The organism is Mesotoga sp. (assembly GCF_035363035.1).
In the GTDB taxonomy this organism is placed as follows: Bacteria; Thermotogota; Thermotogae; order Petrotogales; family Kosmotogaceae; genus Mesotoga.
On sequence record NZ_DAOSEH010000066.1, the window covers coordinates 1 to 12,433 of the forward strand.

General features: G+C 46.8%; 9 protein-coding genes and 1 pseudogene. 5 read left to right on the forward strand and 5 right to left on the reverse strand.

Translation table 11 applies throughout. The features are described 5' to 3' along the window. The first annotated feature begins 496 nt into the window (after window positions 1-496). The 4 genes and pseudogenes from PKX57_RS09250 to PKX57_RS09265 form a co-directional block, all read left to right on the forward strand. Complete coding sequence (locus tag PKX57_RS09250; protein WP_214048089.1) at window positions 497-1,141, forward strand: DUF6518 family protein; 645 nt, start codon at window positions 497-499, stop codon at window positions 1,139-1,141. A gap of 111 nt (window positions 1,142-1,252) precedes the next feature. Beyond that, window positions 1,253-3,631: an ABC transporter ATP-binding protein/permease gene (locus PKX57_RS09255; protein WP_472416936.1), complete on the forward strand. Its 2,379-nt coding sequence runs from the start codon at window positions 1,253-1,255 to the stop codon at window positions 3,629-3,631. Window positions 3,632-4,041: 410 nt separating this feature from the next. Further along, complete coding sequence (locus PKX57_RS09260) at window positions 4,042-6,138, forward strand: two-component system response regulator (RefSeq protein WP_472416938.1); 2,097 nt, start codon at window positions 4,042-4,044, stop codon at window positions 6,136-6,138. Window positions 6,139-6,266: 128 nt separating this feature from the next. Next, window positions 6,267-6,452, forward strand: a pseudogene (locus tag PKX57_RS09265) (hypothetical protein); the annotation flags it as partial. Between the two features lie 99 nt (window positions 6,453-6,551). Here the strand turns inward: PKX57_RS09265 and PKX57_RS09270 are convergent. From PKX57_RS09270 to PKX57_RS09290, 5 genes are all read right to left on the reverse strand, one after another. Next, window positions 6,552-8,120: a dipeptidase gene (locus PKX57_RS09270; protein WP_472416940.1), complete on the reverse strand. Its 1,569-nt coding sequence runs from the start codon at window positions 8,118-8,120 to the stop codon at window positions 6,552-6,554. A 782-nt stretch (window positions 8,121-8,902) separates the two neighbouring features. Further along, window positions 8,903-9,514 (reverse strand): non-canonical purine NTP pyrophosphatase, encoded by a 612-nt coding sequence (locus PKX57_RS09275; protein ID WP_472414887.1) that lies wholly within the window; start codon window positions 9,512-9,514, stop codon window positions 8,903-8,905. 247 nt (window positions 9,515-9,761) lie between these two features. Then, entirely contained in the window at window positions 9,762-10,034 is a 273-nt protein-coding gene (locus PKX57_RS09280; RefSeq protein ID WP_213922297.1) for a hypothetical protein, read from the reverse strand. Between the two features lie 399 nt (window positions 10,035-10,433). Beyond that, on the reverse strand, window positions 10,434-10,904 hold the full coding sequence (locus tag PKX57_RS09285; protein ID WP_213922296.1) for a GyrI-like domain-containing protein: 471 nt from the start codon (window positions 10,902-10,904) through the stop codon (window positions 10,434-10,436). Window positions 10,905-11,057: 153 nt separating this feature from the next. Next, complete coding sequence (locus PKX57_RS09290) at window positions 11,058-11,624, reverse strand: hypothetical protein (protein ID WP_472416942.1); 567 nt, start codon at window positions 11,622-11,624, stop codon at window positions 11,058-11,060. A gap of 280 nt (window positions 11,625-11,904) precedes the next feature. Here PKX57_RS09290 and PKX57_RS09295 point away from each other — a divergent pair. Beyond that, window positions 11,905-12,433 (forward strand): ABC transporter substrate-binding protein (locus tag PKX57_RS09295; RefSeq protein WP_472416944.1); only part of this gene is annotated, 529 nt, incomplete at its 3' end.

The following is a 12,433-nucleotide window of genomic DNA, read 5'->3' on the forward strand; positions in this document are numbered from 1 at the left end:
TCTGTGAGGGTTTTCTTCAAGACGGAAAAGAAAGTTTAAGCGGAGCCCTTTACCTACGGGAACACCCCCATGCGAAGAGCGGGAACAGAGGTAAGAGGGATGAGTTTAGAGGTAAGAAAACCAAGATCTCTTCGCTCTTCAGACCTCTCAACTCTCGCCTCTGATCTCAGGTTCTCCAAGGACGGGTCCATGATCTGGGACGAAGTACGAAGGACGGCTCCTGACGCTTCTTACCAGACCCTAGACCCCAAACCCCAGACCCGGCTCTTCGTCTCGCCTTCTCTCCTCATCTCGTGTTCTTCTCGGCGGTGGCCAAGACCGAGCGTGTCTTGTTCATAATTGATGGTAAGATTGTCAGTGGAGTGCATCTTCCCGGGAGTGAGAATTGAAAAGGTCATGTGGAAGATGCGGAAAGCAGGAATTTTACAACTCCGCGGAACAGGTGTCTTAAGTTTTCTAGTTAGGCGATAATGCTTTTATTATGCGAGATGATAACGTGTTGGGCTTCCTCAATAAGATCAGAGAACCGGTATCGATAACAATACACAAGAAAATACTCTATTCGCTTTCTGTACTGCTTGCAGGAATTTTACTGGGAACAACTTCAAAGATTCTCGATGAAACAGCCAGTAATCTGTTGCCTCCAATGCTTGAGGTTCTGGATTTAAGGAATTTCTTTTCACGGATGGGGATTTGGCTTTTCTTTGCCGTGTTGATTTCCGTATACAGCAAAACCCCCTTCAGGGCAGCTACCAATGTTTTCTTGTTTTTCGTCGGAATGGTGGGCAGCTATTATCTCTATACTGCACTTGTAGCCGGCTTCTTTCCGGAATCATATATGATGATCTGGATTACAATGGCATTCATTTCACCATTTATGGCATTTGTATGCTGGTACGCGAGAGGAAATGGGATTATTCCCGTTATTATCTCGGCTCTAATTTTCATGTTTATGACAAGACAGGCTTTTGCCTTTGGTTTCTGGTATCTCGATATCAGGAACGGCCTGGAGATGATTCTATGGATTGGCACGTTTTTTGTGCTTTATCAATCTCCCGGACAAATGGCTAAGGTTGTCACAATAGGAGTATTGGCGTTTTTTCTCACTGCCCCCCTTAATCTCTTTTGGGGAATGCTTTAGTCTTTAGACATCACACCGCGCTGAAAAAACCGGAGTTTATCTTCGGTTTATCGATTCATAATAACATTTGCCTGTACCAGAGTATACTCACTGGCGAAAGGGATGAAGACTATGCTACAACTGAAGAATATCTTCAAAAGCTATACAACCGGAGATTTCACGCAAGTCGCGCTGAACGGGGTGAGCCTGAAATTCAGAGAAAGCGAGTTTGTGGCGATTCTGGGGCCAAGCGGCTCGGGTAAGACAACTTGCCTGAATGTAATAGGCGGACTCGACAGGTACGATGAGGGAGATGTGATAATCAACGGAAAATCGACTAAGGAATTCAGAGACGCCGACTGGGATGCGTATAGAAACAACAGTATAGGCTTTGTTTTCCAGAACTACAACTTGATAGCACACCTGAGCGTTCTGGACAACGTAGGAATGGGGATGACGCTCAGTGGCGTTTCGTCGGCTGAGAGAAGAAAGCGGGCCATGGAAGCGCTGAAGAAGGTAGATCTCGAGCAACACTCTCACAAGCGACCCAATCAACTATCTGGGGGGGAGATGCAGCGAGTTGCTATCGCGAGGGCGCTCGTCAATAACCCCAACATAGTTCTGGCAGATGAGCCGACGGGCTCTCTTGACAGCCAGACCAGCAAACAAATAATGGACATAATGAAAGAAATCTCGAAAGACAGGCTGGTAATACTGGTAACTCACAATCAGGAATTGGCCGATAAGTATGCGGATAGAATTGTCAGACTTAAGGACGGTGAAGTAGTCTCAGATAGCAACCCCCCTGAATCCATAGAAGTGGAATCGAAGTTTTCTCTTAAGAAGACGGGTATGAGTTTCCTCACAGCTCTGAAATTGTCTGGCACAAACATCTCCACAAAAAAGTGGAGAACGGCCCTGACTTCTTTTGCCTCTGGTATCGGCATAATCGGTATTGCGCTGGTTCTATCGCTTTCGAATGGCTTGAACAAGAAGATCGAGGAATTCGAAAGCAACACTCTCTCAACATTCCCCATCACTGTAACTCAGACTACAACCCAGATAACCTCGAGCCAAATCGCTTCTCAGCGCAGAAGACCCTTCCGGATTAGAAATGAACCGGTGTATTCTCCAGGACCCTATGTCTATCCTCACGACCCCGAAGGAGATATACAGACTCACACTAATATCTTTTCGAGGGAGTATCTAGAATACATTGGGGAAATAGATCCGCAACTGCTTTCGGGCATCTCCTACACGAGATTCGTCAACATGAATCTTCTCAGATCAGATGGAGAAACTGCAAAACCCGTCAGCGCCTTCTCAATAAACTTCACTTCTTATCCGGAGAATCTTAACCCCAACCAACCGGGATATCTGGAGAAGAGCTACTTACTCCTTGCGGGCTCATATCCAGTAGAAACAACTGATCTGGTTATGATAGTTGATAAAAAGAATCAGCTCGACAAATCTGTACTGCAGGCTCTTGGAATGGATTACCTTTCACAGACCATAGACTACGAAACCATAATCGGGAGAGAGCTGAAAGCGATTCCAAACGATGAATACTATGTACAGCGCTCCAACTACTTCACTCTAAATGGAACCGCAGACGATCTCAGCGAATTGTATAAAAGCGATAACTCGATAACTCTGAAGATTGTCGGGATTATCCGTCCCCGGGACGAGGTTGAAATACCATTTTTACCTGCAGGAATCGCGTATTCTAACAGTCTGGCCCAACTCTTCATTGAAGATGCGAATGAATCGGCAATCGTTAAAGCGCAGAGAGAGGTTGATTACAATGTGCTAACCGGAGCGCTTTTCGAACCCCAAGCAGCCGACTCGTCTTCTTTGAACGTTTCCAGAGTCAACGCCGGCTTTTCTAACAGCTCATCCCGTTCGATCACAAAGGAAACGATGCTTTCCTTTCTGGGTGCCGATAGCGCTCCACACTCCATCACCCTGTATCCTGCAGATTTTGATGCAAAGGAAAGCGTGATAGACTATCTCAACTCCTGGAACGAGGGAAAGAGCGATGAAGAGACGGTTATATACTCTGACCTGGCCTCAACTATTACGGACACGGCAGGGGGAATCTTGAATGGAATCACGCTTGTACTGATAGCATTCGCTGCCACTTCGTTGATAGTTTCGTTGATCATGATCGGGATAGTAACGTATATCTCAGTTCTCGAGAGGACGAAAGAGATAGGTGTGCTTCGCTCGCTGGGAGCCAGAAAAAGAGATATCACCCGTGTTTTCAACGCGGAGACATTCATCATAGGAGGAAGTGCAGGTCTTCTAGGTATAGCCATAGCGTATCTTCTGACATTCCCGGTAAACAGAATACTGCTCAGACTCACGAATCTCTCGGGAGTAGCTCAATTGAATCCCCTGCACGCCTTGCTGTTGGTGCTCGTCAGTGTGGCGCTGACGATGCTCGGCGGATTGATACCCGCACGCATGGCGGCCCACAAAGACCCCGTAGAAGCCCTGAGGGCCGAGTAGATGTCTTCAAATGGTTGGATTACGAAACGTTCAGTCCGGCAAAATCCAATACTATGTGTAAAGTGGTGATCTCATGAAGGATATTCAGGAGATCAAAGAGAGACACAATATCATTATGAAGACTGCATTGATGTTTGTGATTTTTTCGCGTGTAAGCGCTGTTGGACGAAGGGCATATGCTATTATTCATATACTAGCTATTGCTCCTGAAGACCGCCATTAATTTCGTGAGAAGTCGATGCAAGAAGATGAGCAAAACGGAAGTCACGACTAGTAGCCATTTGTAGCGTACTCTCCTGTATGCTCAAATGGATTAATACTGTTCACGTGAGCGTGTAGTATGGCGGGCAGTTCTGTAAGCTTCCTTTTTATGAGTCTGTGATGATTCTATTGTTTAATGGGGATGATCTATGTCAATGAAAATCCTGGTTGTCGACGATTCGGCTACAGATAGGGTTCTTATCGAACGTATTTTGAGCGAGTACGATGTATTGACTGCTTGCGATGGCGTAGATGCCATGAAGCAGATAGACGCGAACAATGAGATAGGTCTGATAATCCTGGATCTGAATATGCCCAGAATGAATGGACTCGAAGTGTTGAAAGTCCTGAAGTCGGAAGAAAAATACGAGGGGATTCGCACAATAATACTGACAAACTACGATGAGCTGGACAATGAAATCAAAGGGTTGGAGCTTGGAGCTGTCGACTACATAAGAAAACCCATTCATCTGGCTTCTCTGAAGACAAGGGTCGGAATTCATCTGGAGCTCATCAAAATACAGCGGCGACTAGAGCAGAAACTTGTCGAGCAAAGATCGACGTTTGATACGATCTTCAACCAGGCACCGATTGGAATTTCGATTTCTTACAGCAGTGACTCCTCAGATGCAATTAGTGATGTAGATACACAGATCAACTCGATGTTCGAACAAATTGCCGGCAGGACGAAAGAAGAGATGATCGAGCTTGGCTGGGCAAATATCACGCATCCAGAAGATCTGGAGAAGGATCTAGAGTATTATAAGAAGCTGAAATCAGGAGAAATCGAAAGTTATGCAATGGAAAAGAGATTTGTCAGGCCTGACGGTTCCATCGTATGGGTTGAAATGACGGTAGCTTCCCTCAAACTTATGGGTGAAAGTGAAATTGCCCATATCGCTCTTCTTAAGGATATAACAAGAAGAAAAGCGATCGAGGAAAATCTCAAGTACAGCTATGAACACGATAGCTGGACGGGACTTTACAACCGCAACTACATGGAGAATCTTCTGGAGAGCGATTCGAGAAGGGGATTTCACGAGAAAAGGGCAGTAGTGAGCATCAACCTGAGCGCGATGCAATCATTGACGACTACATATGGATTTCACTACACGCAGGAACTGAATAAGAAGATCGCCGATATACTCGGCCAATACTGCAACGGCGGGCGAGTGCTTTTCAACATATACGAGAATCGATTCGCTTTCTATATAAAAGGCTACGAGGACAAGAATGAACTGACTGAATTCTCCGAGGAAATTGCAAAAACCCTGGAACCGCTTCTTATAACTGAAAGAATTAGTGGCGGAATAGGAATCGTTGAAATAGATGAAGAGAACGGACGAGATGTTGATGGACTCCTGAAGAAACTTCTTATCACATCGGAGAGGGCTATCGATATCGACAACAGGGAGATAGGCATATGTTTCTACGACGCGGCGATTGAAGAACAGATGGTACGCGAGCAGGAAATAAAACGCGCGCTCACCGAAATCGCAGCCGATGAGAGTTACAGCAGGCTGTTTCTGCAGTACCAGCCGATCATAGAACTAAAAACCGATGCGATAATTGGTTTTGAGGCTCTGTCCAGACTGAACATAGATAAGCTTGGTCAGGTACCTCCTCTGGAATTCATACCGATAGCCGAAAAGACGAAGCTCATTGTCCCGATCGGAAGAAGAATCATGCTTCAAGCTTTCCGCTTCCTGAAAAAGCTGAACGATCTCGGTCACTCTTCAATAGGTGTTTCGATCAATGTCTCCGCCATCCAGCTACTGAGAGATGACTTCGCAAGCAGCCTCTTCCAGATGATAAAAGATGCCCGTGTTCATCCTGAAAAGATCTGCATCGAGATCACGGAATCGGTCGTGGCTTCGAACTATGAGGAAATGAACCGTATTCTAGGCAAGCTTAGTGATTCAGGGATTCATATAGCCATAGACGATTTCGGGACGGGCTACTCCTCCCTTGCAAGGGAAAGGGATCTAAATGTGAACTGCCTTAAGATAGACAAATCCTTCATAAATAGACTGATGTACCTCAAAAGTGAGGAGGCCATCACCAGTGACATTATTTCAATGGCTCATAAACTGGGACACTGTGTTGTGGCGGAAGGTGTGGAGTACCAAAAGCAAAGAGATTATCTGGAGAGATGGGGTTGCGACAAAATACAGGGGTACTTGATCAGTAAACCACTGAATGAAGAAGCGGCGATCGAATTCCTAAAGACGTATAATCATTGGTAGTGAATTCGAATCGATTGTTGGATGCCGCAAATAGGAATTGTAAGTTCTTCGAAAGTCTGCAATCTAACACCGCTTCTTTATAAACAAACACCAAGAAGACTCTCGATTTCAATCAAGGAGATTCCGGCAGAAAATGGGTCTTCCCTTCGTGTGGGTCAATGAACGATCGCGATATCAACGCCGCGATAAACATTAGAAATATAGGCATCACTACCGCCGGGACTGCGGAAAGTAATGCCTGTGGAGAAGATGTAAGACCTGCTACTACAGGGGCTATCTTATATGAAGCAGCAAGCTCATCACTTCAGTGCTGAGTAGTTCACGCATTAAACAGGTTATTCCGTCAATAGGGCATAAAGAGCTGCCGACCTGAGTCGGCAGCTCATGTTCTATATGGAACTAAGTGACTGAAACTATTGGAGCTGAAGCACCAGAGTGTCTGCCAGTTTCCAGTACGCCTTTTCGACCTCTAGCATTACAGAGGATGTATAGTTTGTAAGGAACTCGATCGCAAGAGCCGGATCCTGGTTATATAGCTCCAGAGCCACTTTTTCAATTGAATCCTGCATTTTGTACAGCCTCTGTTGTATCGGATCCCTGACTTCGATGACTTGAGGCATGAAAACCTGGTACCTCTGGTTAGAAAGTTTGTTCACCGTCGCGAAGGCATAGTAGGCGGCATTTCTATCAACGGTCTTGTCGCTTCTGTTTACTATTGTCCACGACACCGGGACTTCGGTGTTAGCACAGTAAAGCGGAACCACGACTGTCTTCTGCGAGTTGGAAAGCCCGAACCACACAACGCCACCTATCGGATCGGGTAGCCAGCTACGACACTGGTTTATATAGAAGCAGCTGGTGGAATGTGAAGCGAAATTACTGACCGTCGCAACCCCAAGAAGTGCCTTGATATCGTTTCCAGGTTGAGGAGAGGCCAGGTTGCTCTTCACAAGATTACCTTTGCTGTCTTTGTAGTACCATGCTTCGGCCGCTTCCGCGTCATTAGGGGTCCCAGTTGCTACATCTCTAAAGAGCTCGATGACATCGTACACCGATAGCTTGTTGTCCGGCTTGAAAGAGAAAGGATAGTCATCGGTCTTGTTGTAGTCCCAGTTGCCGGACGGGTTCAATAACGTGAAGAATCTTGCGGTTCTTGAACTCCATTTCCCCTTGATGTTTCCGTACACGTATTTCCAAACGAACGGTTCCCCACTGTTCGGATCATACCTGCCGATTTCGATCGCTGTATCAAGGTAATTGTCGCAGATCAAGAAGTCACCTTCAGGAACATTTGGTGGGCGATTAGTTTTAAGGTCGATTTCACCTATCATGCTGTAGTTTCCATTAATGCTTACGTGGTCGTCAGGCACTCTCTGGGCCGCCCATACTGCACCGGGACCTTCACCCGGTTTCCAGAGGGGTCCCACTCCGTAAACTTCAAAAAACCAGACTTCATTTGGATCGGCAACCGATAAGCCCTCTCCCAGATTGCAAGACTCCCTGTAGCCATATTCAACGGCAAGGTCACCCATGAGCTGCACCGCTTCACGCGCCGTCTTACATCTCTGGAGAGCGAAGACTTCTAGCTGCTCGATAGTCATGATTGCATACTCGCTATTTGCCGTCTCTCTTGCACCGCCCTGAGTGGTTTCCCCTATTAGGAGCTGGTGCTCATTTCCAAAAGGATATGCGTTGTTAAAGTACTGGTACGTGTGCTCAACTTGCGGGATTTCGCCGAGTTTCACAAGCGGCATCCTGTCGCCGTAGACAATCCACTCATACACGGGAGCCATTTCCCCAGGTTCGTGGTCTGCCGCGGGCACTATGATGATTCTGGAATCGTATGTACCGTTCACAGTCTGTGAAGAAATGACAGAACCGTCGGTGGTTGCAAGCTTTCCGACCATGATATCGGTACAGGCGAACAGACTTGCGTGGAAGATAAACAACACGAAAAGAATGGCGATCAACAATCTTCTCATTATCAATTCCCCTCCTTGAAAATCATAAACAGTATTTTGTTTTGTGAAGAATGTCTGGCTTCGAATGAAGTAATCAAAGAAGATACGGCTATTTGTGCTCCTCGCTCATCCTCTCCCATGGCCTCCCTTCAAAGGAGTAAGGAGTCTCATGTGTTTTGCACAACAAAAAGGCTCAGAATTATCGAGCCAGATCACCGGTATTCATTTTCCTGGAAGCAAAATATGATCGAAAGACCGTACGGCTAGAAAACTCGTAAAACCGTATTGGCAACCCTCAGGGCTATTCGAAGCAAGTTCGCGATGCTAATATTCTACAGTTGCATCATATCACTTCTTCTATATTGTACGTAATCCGAAAAATCCTAACTGCTGGCAGTTTGAGTTGATGGGAAACAACTACGCGGGAATCGCTTCGATTTCAACAGGCAGTCTCCACCCGCTAATTAGATTATGGTTTCTAAAAGTACTTTATAATCAGCGCGATCCAGTAGGCTATTACAACGATACCGGCAATAGCAAGACCCGCGATGACGAGTGGAATTAAGCTGGCGATTATCATCATTTGATCACCTCCACGGGATATGGAAAGCAAAGACTATCGTCCTCAGGCGACAGAGAATGTCACTGTTAATTATATGCTTCTGTTTTGCGTTTACCGATCCGGAAACAAGCTCATTTAATCCATATTCCGACTGAGAAACTTAATTCTCGAGTTGCGAATTCATTTTTCTCACCCTATCTCACTGGGTGACCACGGCTAAGTCAAATTGCGCAAGTCGGGATTATCGTAAGTTGAGTCTTAAGCTGGTGAAGAACTTCCTGAAACCCGTATCGCAGCCATCGCTGTTGATCTTTCCCTTTTCGTAGAGTTCGACGAAGTACTCACCACTGCTGATTTCCACCGACAGCGAGTCGAGAGGAAAGCCGGGTTTTCTTATCGCGTGGGGCTTATCGACGAGCAGGAAACTCTCGGCCAGGTCTTCCCCGTCGTAAGTTACGACTCTCTCACGATCAATAATCAGGCAGATCGCGTTCCTGTAGCTCGCCCTCGCTATGCCTCCGAGCTCCTTCACGAGCTTAGAGTAATACTCAATCATTTCTTCGTCGCTCAATTCCCTGTCGTTGACTCTCCTGACTCTCGATCCGGGTTGTCTATTATCATCTAGACCCTGTATATAGAGGCCGGAGTCGCAGGAAAAGAGAGGCTTTCCGATCACTTCGTAATACGCTCGAGCCTTTATGTACGCATTTTCGGCCGGGGTGTCGCCTTCCTCAGGTATCCCGGGGAGCGCGATGTGCCTGTCCGGTGCCAGTATATCGATCCCCAGACCATCGAGCATCTTTCGCATATACTCTATCTTGCTTATGTTGGTAGTCGCATATATCAGTTTCATAAAGTAGTTTGACCTCCGTTGCAAGTATGGAGCCGCAAAAAGATGTTATCATGACCTGGATTACAAGTTTTCAAGTTTTCCTTAATCTAATCAATAGAACGAAATTCCGTATAGGATCACTACGGGATGACAGGCAAGGCGAAAATGAAGATTGACGGGATCCTGACGTCTGTTGTCTTCGATTTTATTATCACAAGAACAAGGGCCCTTTCGGGCCCTTGAATTGAATGGGTAGGGGTTTTAGCAATTACTGCTGTGCCGCTTTTCCGAATCCTCTGCCGAGTCCCGGTCCCTTTTCGCCAGAGGCGCCACGCCTGTAGCCTGTTCCGTCCTGGGCATTCTTCAGTTCTCTTACACCGCCGTTCGGGCAGTTGTCATTGATTCCGTCGCCGTCTGCATCCACGAAGTTCTCACAGGTTGGGTCCTGGACCCTCTGCATCGCTTTCGTTCCGTAACCTACTGCCAGTGTCATTCCACCAATTAGAAGAGCCGTTATCGTAATCAACACTATCTTTTTCATTTCTTACACCTCCATATGATTTTTGGTACATTCTCAGTCTACGGCGTGTTTCTTAGAGTCCGCTTAACAGCCGCTTAGAGATTGCTTAGAAAACGGAACCGTGGTTTCTGATGGGAAGTTGGCGGTTGGAATAGCGAAGAACCAGTTGCAAGTTATAGGTATAGGGGGGAGCAGAAAGAAATCCCGTGTCGGGGCACGGGGATGACAGTCTTACAATTTTCTCTTCATGCGGACCTTAATCCTTCATCTTGCTATTACCCACAACCCCCAACGCACAACCGACAGCTGTTCTTAGAGAGAGAAAGTCCCCGGAGACGCGGATTTGAATAGACAGCTTTTACGTTTCGTGTATCGCCCGCCTGGATCGGGGTCACCGAAAGTCAATCGGTGTGGTGTCGTTTATTCAGGCTTTTTAAGGGGCATCACTATCTTTGTGAGGTGCTGGCTTTCTGGAAACTCCGGACCGTTGTAATAATGCTCATAAACGACTCCGGTAGAAATGAATCCGTTCTTCGTTATCCATTCGGCCATCTCGCTGTACACCGATTCCATCTGGGCGTAAGGACCCATGAAGATGGAGAAAACGTTCAACCCTTCGGGAATCGATCCCTGAACGATGTCGCCCCTTCCGGAGAGTTTCGATGAGACGGGGAAGCCTATCTCGACATCGAGATTTTGCATATCCATGTTGTGATAAGCCACGAATGGGATATCTGCCGGAAACTCTCCCAGCTCGCCGAGATAAGCCGCGATCTCTCCATAGCACTTTCCTATCAGTCCGGGCAGATTTTGAACGCTCGTTGCTGTACGTACTACAAGCGTTGGCTGTTCGCTCCGTTTCAGTAATCCTATCGTAGATACCCTTGGCATTTTTGTCCCCCCTTTGCACTTTGTTTCGAAGTGACCTTTGTAGTGTCGATTTCTCTAATCTCTAACCTGTTCGAGTCGATTATGTGTGGCAACTACATTCAGAATACTACATTTCTCTGGAATTTCCACAAGCCCGACAGATCGAGTATCCGGTCAGTATTTCAGGTATATCACTATGTCGTTTTTGAGGAAGTCCCAGGCGGGGTTGTTCCGAAAGTCGAAGGAGAATTCCCTGAAATCAACTAGCAGCTTCTCGAGTTCCAAGCGGTTTTTTACTGTCGTCTCGTCGGTGTATATGAAGACCCTGATTTCGGAGTTGTCGGCAACGGTAATAGTTTCGGCAATTTCAAAGCTTTCGTTCCGGAGTTCGAGGATCGAGACCTTCATTTCGCTTATGGTTATGTCGGAGGAGCCGAAAGTGATCGCATGGTCTGTGTTGTTTCTGACGTTCATCACGAAAACGGGATAACTTCCGTCGGCCACCACGAACCGGTCTCTATACATAGATCCCGAGCGATCGTGCTGGGCGGCCGAACCGTCGGTGTTCATCATCCAGCAGAAGAACTCCTCGTCCACCGGATGGCAGATGACGGTCATTGTACCGTCTTTCCGATACAGATAGGCGCCCCGGCCGATGATATCGAAAATATGAACCGCGCTTGCCAGAGACTGCGGATACAGTGCCATCAACCGACTAATGAACACGATCTGTAAAAGCAAGACGAGTATCCAGTTCAGGGGTCTTTCTAGTCGTCCTCTCATGAGAATATGATACACCGATTAGCAAGATTAAAGCCTGAGAAACGATATTCGCCAATTAAAGTTGTTTATGATCTTCTATCGTGCATATACTTTCTATAACTCTCCAAAAGTTCCGATTTCATAACTTTATAATTACCAATGATTCGGTCGGTCGTTGTTGTGATAGTATGATTAGCAAAGTTGGGCTTATTCTTCAGGGTTGTTTTTCCACATCATTTCTACCAAGGGGAGGTGCTCTATGAGAAAGTTGTTTATGCTCCTGCTACTTTCCATCTGTTTCTTCACGGCTTTTGCGTTCGCGGCTCAAACACTGGTGGTTGCCTTCATGGGTGATCCTATATGGTTCAATCCATGCGCCAAAACCGACGACTACGGCGCGTCGGTGAACAGAAACATCTTCGATCAGCTAGTTGCACAGGATGTCAATTACAATCTGGTTCCACAGCTGGCGACCAGCTGGGAAGTCTCCGAAGACGGTAAGGAGTACACGTTCCACCTGAGAAAAGGCGTGAAGTGGCACGATGGAGAAGCCTTCACTTCCAGAGACGTCAAGTACACGCTCGAGTCTATCGTCAACAACAAGGGTGCGGCTTACAACAACGTGGCGATGATCACAGAAGTGGTCTGTCCCGACGATTATACCGCCGTGGTCAAGTTGCAGGATCCTTACGCTCCGTTCATTCCCTTCCTTGCATGGTACGGAACGCAGATGATGCCGGCCCACCTGTACGAAGGAACTGACTGGAACGACAATCCGGCCAACCAGA

What these genes read in the sequence shown, in the direction of transcription:
- PKX57_RS09275 (WP_472414887.1), bottom strand. Translation starts at nt 9,514, where the DNA reads ATGAAACTGATATATGCGACTACCAACATAAGCAAGATAGAGTATATG.
- PKX57_RS09280 (WP_213922297.1), bottom strand. Translation starts at nt 10,034, where the DNA reads ATGAAAAAGATAGTGTTGATTACGATAACGGCTCTTCTAATTGGTGGA.
- PKX57_RS09255 (WP_472416936.1), top strand. Translation starts at nt 1,253, where the DNA reads ATGCTACAACTGAAGAATATCTTCAAAAGCTATACAACCGGAGATTTC.
- PKX57_RS09260 (WP_472416938.1), top strand. Translation starts at nt 4,042, where the DNA reads ATGTCAATGAAAATCCTGGTTGTCGACGATTCGGCTACAGATAGGGTT.
- PKX57_RS09285 (WP_213922296.1), bottom strand. Translation starts at nt 10,904, where the DNA reads ATGCCAAGGGTATCTACGATAGGATTACTGAAACGGAGCGAACAGCCA.
- PKX57_RS09270 (WP_472416940.1), bottom strand. Translation starts at nt 8,120, where the DNA reads ATGAGAAGATTGTTGATCGCCATTCTTTTCGTGTTGTTTATCTTCCAC.